Annotated in this window: 15 protein-coding genes; 5 read left to right on the forward strand and 10 right to left on the reverse strand. The window is 64.7% G+C overall.

Going from position 1 to position 15,426, the window contains the following annotated elements:
- Positions 1-3 precede the first annotated feature (3 nt).
- Both N2603_RS34325 and glpD read right to left on the reverse strand, forming a co-directional pair.
- Complete coding sequence (locus N2603_RS34325) at positions 4-1,080, reverse strand: ABC transporter ATP-binding protein (RefSeq protein WP_260385607.1); 1,077 nt, start codon at positions 1,078-1,080, stop codon at positions 4-6.
- On the reverse strand, positions 1,077-2,627 hold the full coding sequence (gene glpD, locus N2603_RS34330) for a glycerol-3-phosphate dehydrogenase (protein ID WP_260385608.1): 1,551 nt from the start codon (positions 2,625-2,627) through the stop codon (positions 1,077-1,079). The genes N2603_RS34325 and glpD overlap by 4 nt, the downstream gene beginning before the upstream one ends.
- 292 nt (positions 2,628-2,919) lie before the next feature.
- Between glpD and N2603_RS34335 the strand changes: the two genes are divergently transcribed.
- On the forward strand, positions 2,920-3,171 hold the full coding sequence (locus N2603_RS34335; protein WP_260385609.1) for a type II toxin-antitoxin system prevent-host-death family antitoxin: 252 nt from the start codon (positions 2,920-2,922) through the stop codon (positions 3,169-3,171).
- Positions 3,171-3,587, forward strand: coding sequence for a type II toxin-antitoxin system VapC family toxin (locus tag N2603_RS34340; protein WP_260385610.1), 417 nt, complete (start codon positions 3,171-3,173; stop codon positions 3,585-3,587). Before N2603_RS34335 ends, N2603_RS34340 begins: the two co-directional genes overlap by 1 nt.
- Positions 3,588-3,590: 3 nt before the next feature.
- On the opposite strand, the gene N2603_RS34345 is transcribed toward N2603_RS34340, so the two are convergent.
- Together N2603_RS34345 and N2603_RS34350 are read right to left on the reverse strand one after the other, a co-directional pair.
- Positions 3,591-4,436 carry a DeoR/GlpR family DNA-binding transcription regulator gene (locus N2603_RS34345; protein WP_018645284.1) on the reverse strand — a complete coding sequence of 282 codons (846 nt, stop codon included), beginning with the start codon at positions 4,434-4,436 and terminating at the stop codon, positions 3,591-3,593.
- Between the two features lie 137 nt (positions 4,437-4,573).
- A complete protein-coding gene (locus N2603_RS34350; RefSeq protein WP_260385611.1) occupies positions 4,574-5,260 on the reverse strand; it encodes an HAD family hydrolase in 687 nt (228 codons plus the stop codon).
- A 154-nt stretch (positions 5,261-5,414) separates the two neighbouring features.
- Between N2603_RS34350 and N2603_RS34355 the strand changes: the two genes are divergently transcribed.
- The 3 genes from N2603_RS34355 to N2603_RS34365 all read left to right on the forward strand — a co-directional run bounded on the left by N2603_RS34355 (position 5,415) and on the right by N2603_RS34365 (position 7,712).
- On the forward strand, positions 5,415-5,867 hold the full coding sequence (locus N2603_RS34355) for a nuclear transport factor 2 family protein (RefSeq protein WP_026312358.1): 453 nt from the start codon (positions 5,415-5,417) through the stop codon (positions 5,865-5,867).
- Positions 5,868-6,271: 404 nt separating this feature from the next.
- Entirely contained in the window at positions 6,272-6,667 is a 396-nt protein-coding gene (locus N2603_RS44775; RefSeq protein ID WP_018645287.1) for a nuclear transport factor 2 family protein, read from the forward strand.
- Positions 6,668-6,752: 85 nt separating this feature from the next.
- Positions 6,753-7,712 (forward strand): IS5 family transposase, encoded by a 960-nt coding sequence (locus tag N2603_RS34365; protein WP_425248937.1) that lies wholly within the window; start codon positions 6,753-6,755, stop codon positions 7,710-7,712.
- Positions 7,713-8,015: 303 nt separating this feature from the next.
- Here the strand turns inward: N2603_RS34365 and N2603_RS34370 are convergent, their stop codons facing one another.
- The 6 genes from N2603_RS34370 to N2603_RS34395 all read right to left on the reverse strand — a co-directional run bounded on the left by N2603_RS34370 (position 8,016) and on the right by N2603_RS34395 (position 15,385).
- On the reverse strand, positions 8,016-8,207 hold the full coding sequence (locus N2603_RS34370) for a hypothetical protein (protein ID WP_018645288.1): 192 nt from the start codon (positions 8,205-8,207) through the stop codon (positions 8,016-8,018).
- Between the two features lie 220 nt (positions 8,208-8,427).
- Positions 8,428-8,838 carry an acyl-CoA thioesterase gene (locus N2603_RS34375; protein WP_260385615.1) on the reverse strand — a complete coding sequence of 137 codons (411 nt, stop codon included), beginning with the start codon at positions 8,836-8,838 and terminating at the stop codon, positions 8,428-8,430.
- A gap of 21 nt (positions 8,839-8,859) precedes the next feature.
- The gene (locus N2603_RS34380; RefSeq protein WP_260385616.1) at positions 8,860-10,956 is read right to left on the reverse strand and encodes a 3-hydroxyacyl-CoA dehydrogenase NAD-binding domain-containing protein; all 2,097 of its coding nucleotides are present in this window, start codon (positions 10,954-10,956) and stop codon (positions 8,860-8,862) included.
- 2 nt (positions 10,957-10,958) lie between these two features.
- Entirely contained in the window at positions 10,959-12,242 is a 1,284-nt protein-coding gene (locus tag N2603_RS34385) for an acetyl-CoA C-acetyltransferase (RefSeq protein WP_260385617.1), read from the reverse strand.
- Positions 12,242-14,509 (reverse strand): acyl-CoA dehydrogenase, encoded by a 2,268-nt coding sequence (locus N2603_RS34390; protein WP_260385618.1) that lies wholly within the window; start codon positions 14,507-14,509, stop codon positions 12,242-12,244. Before N2603_RS34390 ends, N2603_RS34385 begins: the two co-directional genes overlap by 1 nt.
- A gap of 258 nt (positions 14,510-14,767) precedes the next feature.
- On the reverse strand, positions 14,768-15,385 hold the full coding sequence (locus tag N2603_RS34395; protein WP_260385619.1) for a flavin reductase family protein: 618 nt from the start codon (positions 15,383-15,385) through the stop codon (positions 14,768-14,770).
- Positions 15,386-15,426: the final 41 nt, after the last annotated feature.

Below are 15,426 nucleotides of genomic sequence, written 5' to 3' on the forward strand. Positions count from 1 at the left end.
CCCTTACGAGCCCGGTGCCGCGACCAAACGGTCGGCGGCATCGAAGACGAAGACATCATTGGGATCGAGCACGGCATCGATGGTCTGGCCGGGCTCGAACTCGTGCACGCCGTGCAGCACCGCCACCCAGTTCGATCCGTCGCGGGTCAAATGCACAAAGCTCTCCGAACCGGTGATCTCGGTCACCGTGACAGTGGCATGGAAGGCGTGGCGGTCGGCCTCGCCATTGGCAAGGGCGAGCTGATGGGCACGGAAACCGACGCGATAGGCGCCGTCGGCCAGCGAGGCATAGAGTCCCGAGGCCGGCGAGGCCGTGCCGCCGGCATAGGCGACGTGTCCGTTCCTCTTCTCGATGCCGACGAGGTTGAGCGGCGGATCGGAAAAGACCTGCGCGACGCGCAAGGTCTGCGGCCGGCGGTAGACGTTGGCGGTCTCGCCCATCTGCAGCGCCTGGCCCTCCCACATGCACACCGTGTTGCCGCCGAGCAGCAGCGCTTCTGTCGGCTCGGTGGTGGCATAGACGAAGATCGCTCCGGAGGCTTCGAAGATGCGCGGCAGTTCGGCGCGCAGCTCCTCGCGGAGCTTGTAGTCGAGATTGGCGAGCGGCTCGTCGAGCAGCACGAGATCGGCGCCCTTGACCAGAGCGCGCGCGATCGCGGTGCGCTGCTGCTGGCCGCCGGAGAGCTGGAGCGGCGTGCGCTTCAGGAACGGTTCGAGCCGCAGCAGCTTTGCGGCTTCCGCCACCCGCGTCTCGATCTCCTCGCGCGGCTTGCCCTGCACGCGCAAAGGCGAGGCGATGTTCTCGTAGACCGTGAGCGAGGGGTAGTTGATGAACTGCTGATAGACCATCGCAACCGAACGCTGCCGCACGTCGGCGCCGGTGACGTCCTTGCCGCCAACCAGCACCCTGCCCGTGGTCGGCTTGTCGAGGCCGGCGAGCAGCCGCATGATCGAGGTCTTGCCCGAGAGCGTCGGCCCGAGCAGCACGTTGAGCGTGCCGCTCTCGAGCGTCAGCGAGACGTCGCGGATGTGCTCGATACCGTCGACGGTCCGGGTCACGTGATCGAGTGTCACGGTCATGAGCGTCCTCCCGCTTCCAGCAGGGGACTTTGCGGCATAGCGTGGGCCCTGATCCAGTCGTCAAGCGCCGCGATCTCGTCGGCAGATAGTCGCAGGCCGAGCTTGGAACGGCGCCAGACGATGTCCTCGGCGGTGACGGCCCATTCGTTGGCCATGAGGTAGCGGACCTCGCGCTCGGTCAGGGTCGCACCAAAGGCCTGTCCGAGATCGGCGGCGGATTTCGCGTCGCCGAGCAGCTTGATGGCGCGGGTGCCATAGGCGCGCGCGAGGCGCCGCGCATGCTCATGGCCGAGGAAGGGATAGCCGCGCTGCAGCTCCACGATCAGGCCGTCGATGTCGGACACGTTCATGTCACCGCCGGGCAGCGGCCATTTGCCGGTCCAGCCCTCGCGTGCTTTCGCACTGCGAAGATAGGGCGCGAGCCGCTCCAGCGCCTCCTCGGCGAGGCGGCGATAGGTCGTGATCTTGCCGCCATAGATCGACAGCAGCGGAGAGCCGCCGGGCGTGTCGAGCTCGAACACGTAGTCGCGCGTCGCGGCCTTGGCCTCGCTGGCGCCGTCGTCATAGAGCGGCCGCACGCCGGAATAGGTCCAGACCACGTCCTCAGGCGTCACGGGCTTCGCCAGATATTCGCTGGCCGCCTTGCAGAGATACTCGATCTCCTCAGCCGTCGCCTTCACCTTGGCGGGATCACCGTCATAGTCGCGATCGGTGGTGCCGATCAGCGTGAAATCGTCCTGGTACGGGATCACGAAGATGATGCGGCCGTCGGCATTCTGGAACATGTAGGCGCGGTCGTGGTCGTAGAGCTTCTTGACCACGATGTGCGAGCCCTGCACCAGGCGCACCTTGGCTTTGGCATTGACGCCGGCGCCGCGGCCGAGCACGTCCTCGACCCACGGGCCGCCGGCATTGACCAGCGCTTTCGCCCGGACCTGCGAGCGCTCGCCGGTCAGCGTGTTGAGCATGCTGACGGTCCAGACGCCGTCGGCCTGGCGGATCTCGGTGGCGCGCGTGCGGGTGCGGATCTCGGCGCCCTTGTCGGCGGCATCGCGCGCGTTGAGCACGACGAGGCGGGCGTCATCGACGAAGCAGTCCGAATATTCGAAGGCGCGGCTGTAGCGATTCGGGATCAGCGGCTTGCCGACCTCGTCGCGCTTGAGATCGACCGAGCGCGTGGCGGGCAGCAGATGGCGGCCGCCGATGTGATCATAAAGGAAGAGGCCGAGGCGCAGCAGCCAGGCCGGGCGGAGCCCTGCGTGATGCGGCAAGACGAAACGCAGGGGGCGGATGATGTGGGGCGCGATGCCCCAGAGAATCTCGCGCTCGATCAGCGCCTCGCGGACCAGCCGAAACTCGTAATATTCGAGATAGCGCAGGCCGCCATGCACCAGCTTGGTCGACCAGGACGACGTCCCGGACGCCAGATCATTCATTTCGCACAGGAAAACCGTGTTGCCCCGGCCCACCGCGTCACGCGCGATGCCGCAGCCGTTAACACCGCCTCCAATGATGGCGAGATCGAAAATACGCTCCAACAGACGCATCCCCCGGCGACCGCCCGTTCCTTCGAGCGGCTACTTTCGTTTTTGATTAGATCACACCGAAAAACGAAAGCAAGATGAAAGAGAGGCGGAAGGAAGTGAAAGAGGAACTTTTTCAACGGCAACGAGGCGGGAAAATCGGCAGGTCGACGGGCAGATTGAGGGGCAAGCAGCTCGATTGAACGGCAAGGCTGGCGCGGTCCCGTCAACCAACAAGCTTATGGACTTGAATGTAGAAACATCTCTACATATGTCTCGCAAGCGGAGTCATACTCACGGCTTGGAGCCTCAGACGATGGTGACCACCCTGACCAGCCGGGAATTCAATCAAGACACCAGCGGCGCCAAGAAAGCAGCATCGCAGGGACCCGTCTTTATTACGGACCGCGGCCGCCCGGCCCACGTCCTGCTGACGATCGAGGATTATTTGCGCCTGAGCGGCGGACACATGAGCCTTGCGGAAGCTCTGGCGCAGACGAATGCGGACTTTGATTTCGATCCGCCTCGCGTTGACGACGGGATCTTCAGGGCCGCTGATCTCGACTGATGTTCCTGCTGGACACCAATGTCATTTCAGAACTGAGACGGCCGGATAAGGCTGATCGGAACGTCGTCGCCTGGGCCAATGCAGCTCCAGCGGCAAATTTTTTCATTTCCGCCATTTCGATTCTTGAGATCGAACTTGGCGCACGCCTGATCGAACGCAAGGACGCGGCACAAAGTGCCGTGCTGCGTGCCTGGATCAACGATCACATTCTGGCCCGCTTCGAGGGGCGGATCCTGGCGATCGACACGGCCGTCGCGCAGCGTTGCGCGCAACTGCACGTTCCCAACCCGCGGGCCGAGCGCGACGCCCTCATCGCAGCGACCGCGCTTGTTCACGGCTTGACGGTCGTTACGCGCAATGTGGCGGATTTGGAACCTATGGGCGTCCCGCTGCTCAATCCGTGGACCGGCACCTAAATCTCAGCGCAGCCGCACCACCGGCGCGGCTTCCGGCGCTGCATCCTGGGCATCGGCCGGCGGATCATCGATGTCCGCCCCCTTCGGCATCGCCTCGACCACCTCGATGCCCTTGCTGTGGCAGATGGTGGCGAGGCGCTCGGGCAGCTCCTGGTCGGTGACGAAGGTCTGGATCTGGGTGATGTGGGCGATGCGCACCGGCGCGCTGCGCCGGAGCTTTGTGGAATCGGCGACCAGCATGACGCTGCGGGCATTGGCGATGATGGCCTGCGCCACCTGCACCTCGCGATAGTCGAAGTCGAGCAGCGCGCCCTCCTCGTCGATCGCGGACGCACCGATGATGGCGTAGTCGACCTTGAACTGGCCGATCAGCTGCGTCGCGGTCGAGCCGACCACGGCGCCATCGGCGCGCCGCACCGTGCCGCCGGCAACCACAACCTCGATGCGGGGATGGCGGTACAGCAGCATCGCCACGTTGAGGTTGTTGGTGATGACGAGGAGATCCTCATGCGAGGTCAGCGCGCTCGCGACTTCCTCGGTCGTGGTGCCGATGTTGATGAAGAGCGAGCAGCCGTTCGGGATCAGCGACGCCGCCGCAGCCCCGATCGCCTTCTTCTCGTCGGCCGCGACGAAGCGGCGCGCCTCATAGGCGAGGTTCTCCACGCCGGACGCGATGATGGCGCCGCCATGAATGCGAGTCAGCGACCTCCGCTCGCAGAGATCGTTGAGGTCCTTGCGGATGGTCTGCGCCGAGACCTCGAACCGGCGCGCGAGCTCCTCGACCATGACGCGGCCGGAGGCGCGCGCGATGTTGAGGATTTCGGCTTGGCGATGGGTCAATCCGGTCACGGCAACGGCCTCAAATCAGGATGATGCATGGTGCGGCGGTTCGCGCCTGCGGTCAATGCGCGCGCCGATCACGGTTAACGGATGAAGGGCCCTCACCACGCCATTTCTTACCAAGTCATGTCTTACCAAGTCTTGTCTTACCAAGTCATGGCGCTCGCAAGACGCGCGAGCAGCGCCGGATCGTCGAAGGCGCTGGCGGAGGTGACCGCGCCTGCCCCAACGAGATCGGCGTGGCTGAGGCTGGTCCTTATGCCGACGGTCGGAATGCCCGCCGCCGCAGCGGATTGCACGCCGGTGCGGGAGTCTTCGAATGCGATCGAGGTTTCCGGGCGCGCGCCGACGAAACGCAGCCCTTCCTGATAAGGCAGCGGATGCGGCTTGCCGTGCGGCAGCTCCGCGCCGATCACGAGCGCCTTGAAGCGATGCGTGATGCCGAGACCGGAGAGCAGCAGCTCGGCGTTGAGACGCGGCGCATTGGTCACGGCAACCATGGGAATGCCGGCACTGTCGGCCCGGTCGAGCAGCGCCATCAGGCCGGGCAGCGGCGCGATCTGGCCGGCCACGAGCGCGCGGAAGACTTCCTCCTTCTCGTCGAGGATCGCGGCGCGCCGCTCCGGCGCCTCGTCGGGCAGAAAGCGCTCGCCGATCGCCACATTGGCGAAGCCTTGCAGCTCCCTGGAGAAGCGTGCGTGATCGAAGACATGGCCGTGCGGGCCGAGCACCTGGTTGAAAGCCTTCAGGTGCAACGGATCGGTGTCGGCGAGCGTGCCGTCGATGTCGAACAGCAACGCCTTGCCCATCGCACCCTGTCTAGCCTCGATCATTTCCGTACTTTCCCACATGCGCGACGCATCGATGCGCGAGACGTATCAATACGGCCTCGATCACGCAATGACGCATCCACATGACCACGACGTGACACTCGACAAAGTCGCGCGCGGCTGCAACACTCCGGCCAAGACCAAAAAGGAGGAAACGATGACGATCAACCGACGCGATCTGGCTCTCTCGACTCTGGCGGTTTCCGCGCTCGCTCTCACCACATCGGCGCTGGCCGCGTCAGCGGACGAGGACGCCGTGGCGAAGAAGGTCGAAGCCTTCCGCCTCGCCCAGATCGCGGCCGACCCGAAGGCCCTTGGCGCACTGTGCTGGGACGATCTGAGCTACAGCCATTCCAGCGGCAAGGTCGAAGACAAGGCGACCTTCATCACCAATGCCACCGACGGCAAATCGAAGTTCCTGTCGATCGAATACAAGGACCCGACCATCAAGGTCGTCGGCCCCACCGCGATCGTCCGCTTCCACTGGCTGGGAGAACAGGAAATGGCGGCCGATGGGAAAAAAGTATCGACCAACCTTCACATCCTGATGAACTGGCAGAAGCAGGGCGACGAGTGGAAGCTCTTGTCGCGCGCCGCGACGAAGTTGTGATGGCGTTCTCACCCTCTCCCCTTGCGGGAGAGGGTGGCTCACCGCATAGCGGCGAGCCGGGTGAGGGGTATGCTTCAGCAGGCACACCTCTCGCAGCGGAATTCAAGGATGCAGACTCCTCATCCGGCGCCATAGCCGAAGCTTTGCTTCGGCGTTCTCTTAAGGCACGGCCGCCGAAGGCGGCCTATGCCACCTTCTCCCACATCCGCCTTCGCCAGGGCTTCGGCGAACATGAGGGGAGAAGAAAGTGCAGCGGCATCAAGGCGGCAAAAAATTCCGACCACGCTTCGCGTGTCAGAAATCGCGCTGCCTGGCACAATGCAGCGTGTTGCGACCTGACGCTCGACAAAATGACAAAATCAAGTGCGGCTGCAACAGTGGGCGCAAGATCAAGGACGGAGAATATGATGACACTGAATCGCGATCATGCTGCCACGACGGACTACGAGGCGGTGGCAAAGAACGTCGAGGCATTTCGCCTCGCCCAGATCGCGGCCGATCCGAAGGCGCTCGGCGCGCTGTGCGCGGACGATTTGAGCTACAGCCATTCCAGCGGCTTCCTCGAGGACAAGGCGGCTTTCATCGCCAACGCCACCGACGGCAAGACCGAGTTCCTGTCGATTACGTACAAGGATCCAACCATCAAGATCGTCGGTCCCGCCGCGATCGTACGCTTCCACTGGCTGGCCGAGATGATGACCGGCGGACAGAAAGTGGCAAACAGCCTTCACATCCTGATGAACTGGCTGAAGCAGGGCGACGATTGGAAGCTGTTGTCCCGCTCCGCGACGAAGTTGTGATGAAGTTCTTCCCCTCTCCCCTTGTGGGCCTGTTGCGTAATCCGTCGGTTGTGATTCTCTAGGGCAAAGCCTTAGGGGAATGACGATGGCGGTGAAGCGGACGGGACAGCCGAGCTTTGTGGAAGCACTGATGCCGAAGGGGGCCGGCGCCAATGCGGCGCTGGATCGGCTGGCGGGCCTGGTCAAGTGGTACCGGTTCGAGAAGCTGATCGGCCATTTGCGGGATGAAGGGAGCCCCGGTCGTCCGGGCTATCCGGTGCTGGTGCTGTTTCGTGCTGTGCTGCTGCAGTCCCTCTATGGTCTTTCGGAGCGCGAACTCGAGGAAGCGCTGGGCGACCGGTTGTCGTTCAAGCGCTTCGTCGGTCTGAGCCTTGAGGATGCAACGCCCGACCACACGGTTCTGAACCGCTTCCGGAACCAGCTCGTTGAACAAGGGCTGCTGGAGAAGCTGTTTAGTGAACTGGATCGCCAGCTTGAGAATGCCGGCGTCATCCTCAAGCGCGGCACGATGCTGGATGCGACCTTGATCCAGGCGGTGTCGGCTCCTCCGAAGGAGGATCGCCCCTCAAACGACCCTGACGCCCGGTTCACCAAGCGGCAGGGCAAAGGCGGCTCGACCTTCGGTTACAAGGCCCATGTCGGTGTCGATGAAGGCTCCGGCCTGATCCGCACAGTGCTCACCACGCCCGCCAACATCAACGACACCACGCCGGCCGATGAGTTGATCCGCGGCGATGAGGCCGTGGTGTGGGCCGATGCGGCCTATGACACGCATGCCAGACGAGCCCGGCTGAAAGCGGCGGGGAAAAAGCCCCGCATCGCGTTCCGTCCTAACCGACATCATCCGGAACTGCCGCCAAGGCTCAAACGCTACAACCTCCTCATCGCGCGCCGACGAGCCCAGGTCGAGACCACCTTCGCCACTCTCAAACGCCGGATGCGACTGACCTGCATCCGCTACGTCGGTCTCATGAAGGCAAGCGGGCAGGTCCTGCTCGCCTCGATCGCCTTCAACATGAGGCGCTGGGCCACGATCGCCGCCTGAGCCGCCCGCCGAGGGCGACAACTACAGAATTGGCTGGCAATTGTCGTGACCGCGGCCTTCTCTCCTGACCTCCTCAGCCTCAAAAGCCGATAACGCAACAGGCCCCTTGTGGGAGAGGGTGGCTCGCCGCAACGCGGCGAGACGGGTGAGGGGTCTCTCTCCGCGATTGACCTCTCACAGTTGAATTTGCGGAAGCAGACCCCTCATCCGGCGCTTCGCACCACCTTCTCCCACAAGGGAGAAGGAAGAGGCTGCAAAAAATTCCGACACGCTTCGCGCGTCGAAATCACCGGCGGCAGGCGCTTACGCCGCCTCCTTCACATCGCCGTTCACCAGCTTGCGGGCAGCGCGCTCGGCTTCTCGGGCGTTGCGGAAGAGCTGGCCTTCGAGACGGTTGAATCGGTGGGATGAGGCGAAGAAGCAGTAACCTCCAGAAGAACGAACGACGATACCTGCGGTCTGCGAATCGACTTCGATGATGTAGCTGTCCGGCATGGTCCGTGGTTTCCTCAGTGCGGGCAAATAACGGCATCTCGGCCCAAAAGTTCCTGGGCATTTGAGGCCGTTTTCACCTCGAATCGACAGGCAATTGAGTACGCCGGGACCTCATCCGTTTTATGACTGGTTCTTGGCGAAGCCGCGACGCGATGACTCACGCGCGCCGCGTTTCGTTTGCTGCAAGTTTTCGTGAGACGAGACAGAGCGCCGCGCGCGATTACGTCGCGATGACGGTGTCGCTCGAGCGAACCGCCTGCGGGCGACCGTGCTCGTCGATCGAGACGTAGGTGAAGTTACCGTCGGTGACGAGGAACGGATGCTGCTCGCCGCGGCGCAGCGCCCACGCTTCCAGATGCACGGTGATGGACGTGCGCCCCACACGTACGAGGTTGGCGTAGACGGAGACGAGGTCGCCGACATAGACGGCTTTTCGAAAATTCATCGCCTCGATCGCAACCGTGACCGTGCGCGACTTCGCGACTTTCGATGCAAACACGCCGCCGCCGACGTCCATCTGGCTGAGCAGCCAGCCGCCGAAGATATCGCCGTTCGCGTTGGTATCGGCCGGCATCGCCAGCGTACGGATGCAGAGATCGCCGCTCGGTCCGGTATTGGATTGCTCGCTCATGCCTCTCTCACTTGGGATTGCTCACTTGAAATTGTCCCAGCCCGGATCGGGCGCGAAGCGCTCGCCGAATCGCTCCGCCAGCGCACGCAGGGTGGATACAATGTTTTCCACGCCGCGCGTTCGCGCATAGTTGAGCGGACCACCGCGGAAGGGTGCATAACCCGTGCCGAAGATCATGGCGCCGTCGACCGCATCGGCATCGTCGACGATGCCCTCGCGCAGCGCCGCGACGCAGACATTGGACATCGGCAGCACCAGGCGGTCGATCATCTGGTCGGTGACGCGCGGGCCGGTCTCCGGCAACGGCGCCTTCTCGGCCTTGCCGTCCTTCCAGGTGTAGAAGCCCTTGCCGGTCTTGCGGCCGAGCTCGCCCTTGGCCACCTTCTCGCGCAGCCAGGCCGGTGTCGGCGGCAAGAGATCACCGAACTTGGTGCGCAGCATGTCGCCGACGTCGAGGCAGATGTCGAGGCCGACCTGGTCGGCGAGCTCGATCGGCCCCATCGGCATGCCGAACTGCTCGGCCGCGGCATCGATCAGGCGCTGGTCGGTCTTCTCGTCCAGCATCACCATGGCTTCGAGCATGTAAGGCGTCAGCGCGCGGTTGACGAGGAAGCCGGGCGAACTCTTCACGGCGAGCGGCAGGCGGTCGATCGCGCCGACGAAGGCGAGCGCTTCCTTCAGCACTTGAGCGTCGTTGCCGTCGTGACTGACGACCTCGACCAGTTGCAGCCGCGAGACCGGGTTGAAGAAATGCAGGCCGACCAGCCGCTCCGGCCGCGCCAGCGTGGTGCGCAGATCCTGAAGCGGAATGCTCGACGTATTGGTCGCAAGGATCGCGCCCGGCTTCATTCGCGGCTCGAGGCCGGCATAGACCTTCTGTTTCAGCTCGAGCTTTTCCGGCACCGCCTCGATGATGAGATCGGCGTTGCGGACGCCCTCGCCGTCCATGTCAGGGATCAGGCGATCGAGCGCGTCGCGCACGTCGGTGGGCTTGCGGATGATCTTGCCGTAGAGCTCGGCCGCGCGCTTGACCGCGCCTGCGATCGGCTCCGCCTTCATGTCGGCGAGCGAGACGCGCAGCCCCTGCCCCGCACACCACCCCGCGATGTCGCCGCCCATCGCGCCGGCGCCGATGACGTGGACATGCTTCAATGTGTTGCCGGAGCCTGCCGCTTTCTTCATCTGCTCGCGCAGGAAGAACACGCGGATCAGGTTCTGCGCGGTCGGCGTCACCATCAGCTTGGCGAACGAGGCCTGCTCGGCCTTCAGCATCGCGGCCTTGCTGCCGCCATGAGCCTCCCAGAGATCGATCAGCGCGTAAGGCGCGGGATAATGCTCGCGGGGGGCAGCTTTCGCCGCCTCCGAGCGCATGCGCTTGGCCAGCAGCCCGCGCACCGGTCCGAGATTGGCGGCGCGCGCCAGCAGGCCGGGCTTCGCCCGCTTCAGCCGGCCGAACAGCACGTCCTTCACGGCGCCGCGGACGTGGCGCTCCTGCGTCACAGTGTCGACGAGGCCGAGCGATTTGGCGCGGCGCGCATCGATGGTGCGGCCGGTCAGCATCAAGGCCATCGACTGGGTCGGATTGACCAGCGCGGTGAAGCGCGCGGTGCCACCGAGACCGGGATGCAGGCCCAGCATCACCTCCGGGAAGCCGAAGCGCGCACCGTCGATGGCGATGCGCGCCTGGCAGGCGAGCGCGACCTCGAGCCCGCCGCCGAGACAGAAGCCATGGATCACCGCGACCGTCGGCAGCTTTAGCGCTTCCAGATGATCGACCACCGCATGCGCCGCGCGGATGCGCGTCTCGACCATCTCGGGATCGGCCGCGCCGCGGAATTCGTTGACGTCGGCGCCCGCGATGAAGCCGGACGGTTTTGCCGAGCGGATCACGAGGCCGGCGGGACGCTCGGTCTCGATCGCCGCGAGCGCGGCGTCGAACTCTTCCATCACGTCAGAGGACAGCGTGTTGGCACTGGCGCCGTTACGGTCGAACAGCAGCCAGGCGACGCCGTCGGCATCGCGCGTCAGCTTGAAGTGCCTGTAGGGACCATCCGTCGCAGGTTGCGGCCCTAGCGTCAGCACGCGATCGCCGAGCGCGGTCATGATCTTGGAATCCATGGTCACACCGCCTCGATCAGCATGGCGCCGCCGAGCCCGCCGCCGATGCATTCGGTGGCAACCCCGCGCCGCGTGCCGAGCCGCTTCATCGCGTTGACGAGATGCAGCACGATACGGTTGCCTGACGTGCCGACGGGATGGCCGAGCGAGATCGCGCCGCCATCGACATTGAGCCTGTCACGGTCGATCTCACCGGCGGCGCCGTCGAGCCCAAGAATCTCGCGGCAGAACTTTTCGTCGTTCCAGGCTGCGAGGCAGCCGAGCACCTGGGTCGCAAAGGCTTCGTTCAGCTCCCAGGTCTCGATATCCTTGACGGTGAGGTCGTTGCGCTGGAGCAGCGGTGTCGCCGCCATCACGGGACCAAGCCCCATGATGCTTGGATCGAGCGCGGCCCAATGGCTGTCGACGATCACCGCCTTCGGCGTCAGCTTGTGCTTGGCCACCGCCGCGTCGGAAGCAAGGATCACCCAGGAGGCGCCGTCGGTGATCTGCGAGGAATTGCCGGCGGTGACCTGGCCCCAGGGGCGCTCGAACACCGGCCTCAGTTTCGCGAGAGACTCGGCCGTCGAGTCCGGCCGCACGCCGTCGTCATGGTCGAAGAATTTTCCGTCGCGGGAGAACGCGGTCTCGACCTCGCCTTTCAGAAAGCCCTCGGCATGCGCATGCGCAAGCCGGCGGTGGCTCTCTGCAGCGTAGGCATCGGACTGGGCGCGGGTGATGCCGAAGAGATGGCCGACGACCTCGGCGGTCTGGCCCATGTTCAGGTCGGTGACGGGATCGGTCAGCCCGCGCTCGAGGCCGATGATCGGCTTGAGATAACGCGGGCGCAGCTTGAACGCGGCGGCGAGCTTCGCCGCCACGCCCTTGGCGGTGGCGAGACCTGCAAACCAGCGCACGCCGGAATTCGGCCAGACCAGCGGCGCGTGGCTCAGCGCCTCGGTGCCGCCCGCCAAAATCATGTCGGCATGGCCTTCGCGGATGTAGCGATAGGCGGTGTCGATCGACTGCATGCCGGAGCCGCAATTGATCTGCACGGTGAAGGCGACCATGTCCTCGCCCATGCCAAGCCGGAGCGCGGCGACGCGGGCCGGGTTCATCTCATCCGCGATCACGTTGACGCAGCCGAGAATGACCTGGTCGAAATCATCAGGTGAAAACGGCTGGCGCGCCAGCAGCGGCCGACCGCATTGCACGGCAAGATCGACCGGCGTGAACGGACCCGGCCCCGAACGGGCCTTCAAGAACGGCGTCCGGCTGCCGTCGACGATGAAAACCGGTCGTGCCATCAGCTTGCCGCCCTCTGCTCACCGAGTTCCTGGAAGAACTGATGCACGTCGGCGGCTTTCCTGTAAATCGGCGACAGCGCCTCCGGCGCAAAATCGTCGACCTCGATGACTTTTGTGACGGCTTCGTGAGCAGCCGCCAGTTGTTCACCCTCGGCCTGCGTGATCACGCCCTTGGTCACCGCCTCCTTCCAGTCGCGGACGTGCGCGGCGCGCATGCGCTTGGCGATGGCGTCGGCCTCTGCAACCAGCTTGAACGCGCGCTCCAGCCGGGCGAAAGCGCCGTCGTCGTCAACATGCGCGAGATCCGGCGTGAGGCGCTCGCGCGCGGCCGACGGCTCCAGCACGAGGCTGGCGCATCGATGCACGACGCGGTCGGACGGGCCGAGCACGCGCGCGCCGAAGGGCTGGACCACGAGTTTGAGGAAGCCGGCGACGAAGCGATTGGGCAGGTTGGCGAGGATTTCGGCAAGCCGGTTCTCGATGGTCTTGAAGCCGGTCGCCATGCACCATTCCAGCGCGACAAAGTCCTCCGTCTGCCGCCCCTCGTCCTGCCAGCGCTTCAGGACGGCCGAGAGCAGATACAGTTCGGAGAGAATGTCGCCGAAGCGCGCCGACAGCATCTCCTTGCGCTTCAGCGCGCCGCCGAGCGTCAGCAGCGCCATGTCGGCGCAGAGCGCGAAGGCCGCCGAATAGCGCGAGAGCTGGCGGTAGAATGGCGTGGCATCGCCGGCATCGGGCGCCATTGCAAAAGCGCCAAAGGTCCAGCTCCGGCCGAAGGCGCGGAACAGCGTCTGAAAACTGTGGCCGACGTGCTTCCAGAACGCGGCGTCGAACGCGGTGAGCCCTCGCTCGCGATCGGTGTCCGCAAGCGCATTCATCTCGTCGAGAAGATAGGGATGGGCGCGGATGGCGCCCTGCCCGAATACGATGAGATTGCGGGTCAGGATGTTGGCGCCCTCGACCGTGATGCCGACGGGCACGGCGCGATGCAGATTGCCGAGATAGTTCTGCGGACCGTCGATCACGGCCTTGCCGCCGTGAATGTCCATGGCGTCGTCGACCGAGGTGCGCATCCGCTCGGTCGCGTGCAGCTTCATGATGCCGGAGATGACGGCGGGATGAACGCCGGCATTCAGCGCCGCGCAGGTCAGCCGCCGCGCCGCGTCGAGCTGATAGGCGGTGGCGACGATGCGCGCGAGCGGCTCCTCGACGCCCTCGAACTTGGAGATCGAGATGCCGAACTGCTCGCGGATGCGCGCATAGGCGCCGGTGGTGCGCGCGGCATAGGCGGCGCCGGCCGCCGACAGCGACGGCAGCGAGATGCCGCGGCCGGCTGCGAGCGCGGTCATCAGCATCTTCCAACCCTGCCCGAGACGCTCCTGGCCGCCGATGACGTAATCGAGCGGAATGAAGACGTCGCGGCCCCGGTTCGGGCCGTTCTGGAACACCTGCATCGAGGGCAGATGGCGCTGGCCGATCTCGACGCCGGGCAGATTGGTCGGAATCAGCGCCACGGTGATGCCGAGCTCTTCCTGGTCGCCGACAAGATGATCGGGATCATAGGCCTTGAAGGCGAGACCGAGCAGCGTCGCGACGGGTCCGAGCGTGATGTAGCGCTTGTGCCAGTTGAGCCGAAGGCCTGTGACCTCGCGGCCTTCGAAATTGCCTTTGCAGATGATGCCGGTATCGACCATCGAGGCGGCATCCGATCCGGCCTCCGGACTGGTGAGGCCGAAGCAGGGAATGTCACGGCCGTCGGCAAGGCGCGGCAGCCAGCGCTCCTGCTGCTCTTTCGTGCCGAAGCGCATCAAGAGCTCGCCGGGGCCGAGCGAGTTCGGCACCATCACGGTGACGGCCGCGGCGATCGAGCGCGTCGAGATCTTGCGCACCACTTCCGAATGCGCATAGGGCGAGAAACCGAGGCCACCAAACTCCTTCGGAATGATCATGCCGAAGAACTTTTCGCGCTTGACGAAGTGCCAGACGTCCTGCGGCAGGTCGCGCAATTCCCAGAAGATCTTCCACTCGTCGAGCATGGCGCAGAGCTCGTCGACGGGGCCGCTCAGGAAGGCCTGCTCCTCGTCGGTCAATTTGGCCGGCGCGATTTTCAGCAGTTTCGACCAGTCGGGATCGCCGGTGAAGAGATCGGCATCCCACCAGACATCGCCCGCCTCCAGCGCCTCGCGCTCGGTGTCGGACATCGCCGGCAGCACGCCGCGCGCCCAGGAGAAGATCGGCTTGGTGACGGTGTCGCGGCGGAAGCTCATGGCGGACCTCATGCATCGGCGCGGTGACAGGGCATTTTAGCGGAAACTGGCGGGGGTGCGTGAACACTTCGCGGGCAAAAACAAGCGAATTGACGCGGCCGGGCGGCCGCCCAGGCCATAACGGCCGGGGCGTGGTGGCAGTTCCGGGAGGATGAGGAGCGGTAGCCCGGATGGAGCGAAGCGCAATCCGGGAAAGTCTATCCGCCGTAAGAATCCCGGATTTCGCTTCGCTCCATCCGGGCTACGGGAGCGACCAGATCAATCCGGCCGCACCATCTCGAACATGTTTTCCGGCTTGATCTCGAAATAATCGCCGCGGCGGCCGGCGCGGACGATGGGGCGGGCGGCGGCGGTCTGGTAGACGCCGTCCTTGATCATGGCCTTGTCGATATGGACGGCGACGACCTCGCCCAGCGTCAGCCAGGCATCAGCCTCCTTGCCGTCGGCGCCCTTGAGGCGGACGATGTCGGACACTTTGCACTCGAAGGCGACGGGGCTTTCGCCGACGCGCGGCACGTTGACGAGCTTGCCGGGCACGGCGGTGAGGCCCGCGAGCTTGAACTCATCGACCTCGGGGGCGACATGCGCGGCGGTCGCGTTCATGTTCTTGGCGAGGTCCATCGTGGTCCAGACGAACTCCCGGGTCTGCTCCATGTTCGCCACCGTGTCCTTCCAGTTGGTCGAGGAGAAGCCGATGATCGGCGGCACGTAGCAGAACGCGTTGAAGAAGCTGTAGGGCGCGAGGTTGATGTGGCCCTTGGTGTCGCGGGAGGAGATCCAGCCGATCGGGCGCGGCGCAATGATGGCGTTGAAGGGATCGTGCTTGAGGCCATGGCCCTTGGAGGGCTCGTAGAAGTAAAGGTCTTTGTCGGTCACGCGCTGCTTCCTTGTCGTCATTGCGAGCGCAGCGAAGCAAT

Source organism: Bradyrhizobium huanghuaihaiense, from assembly GCF_025200885.1.
GTDB classification, from domain to species: domain Bacteria; phylum Pseudomonadota; class Alphaproteobacteria; order Rhizobiales; family Xanthobacteraceae; genus Bradyrhizobium; species Bradyrhizobium huanghuaihaiense.

Excerpts from the sequence above, each read along its gene's own strand:
- N2603_RS34325 (WP_260385607.1), bottom strand. The coding sequence starts at position 1,080 with ATGACCGTGACACTCGATCACGTGACCCGGACCGTCGACGGTATCGAG.
- glpD (WP_260385608.1), bottom strand. The coding sequence starts at position 2,627 with ATGCGTCTGTTGGAGCGTATTTTCGATCTCGCCATCATTGGAGGCGGT.
- N2603_RS34335 (WP_260385609.1), top strand. The coding sequence starts at position 2,920 with ATGGTGACCACCCTGACCAGCCGGGAATTCAATCAAGACACCAGCGGC.
- N2603_RS34340 (WP_260385610.1), top strand. The coding sequence starts at position 3,171 with ATGTTCCTGCTGGACACCAATGTCATTTCAGAACTGAGACGGCCGGAT.
- N2603_RS34350 (WP_260385611.1), bottom strand. The coding sequence starts at position 5,260 with ATGATCGAGGCTAGACAGGGTGCGATGGGCAAGGCGTTGCTGTTCGAC.
- N2603_RS34355 (WP_026312358.1), top strand. The coding sequence starts at position 5,415 with ATGACGATCAACCGACGCGATCTGGCTCTCTCGACTCTGGCGGTTTCC.
- N2603_RS44775 (WP_018645287.1), top strand. The coding sequence starts at position 6,272 with ATGATGACACTGAATCGCGATCATGCTGCCACGACGGACTACGAGGCG.
- N2603_RS34365 (WP_425248937.1), top strand. The coding sequence starts at position 6,753 with ATGGCGGTGAAGCGGACGGGACAGCCGAGCTTTGTGGAAGCACTGATG.
- N2603_RS34370 (WP_018645288.1), bottom strand. The coding sequence starts at position 8,207 with ATGCCGGACAGCTACATCATCGAAGTCGATTCGCAGACCGCAGGTATC.
- N2603_RS34375 (WP_260385615.1), bottom strand. The coding sequence starts at position 8,838 with ATGAGCGAGCAATCCAATACCGGACCGAGCGGCGATCTCTGCATCCGT.
- N2603_RS34380 (WP_260385616.1), bottom strand. The coding sequence starts at position 10,956 with ATGGATTCCAAGATCATGACCGCGCTCGGCGATCGCGTGCTGACGCTA.
- N2603_RS34385 (WP_260385617.1), bottom strand. The coding sequence starts at position 12,242 with ATGGCACGACCGGTTTTCATCGTCGACGGCAGCCGGACGCCGTTCTTG.
- N2603_RS34390 (WP_260385618.1), bottom strand. The coding sequence starts at position 14,509 with ATGAGCTTCCGCCGCGACACCGTCACCAAGCCGATCTTCTCCTGGGCG.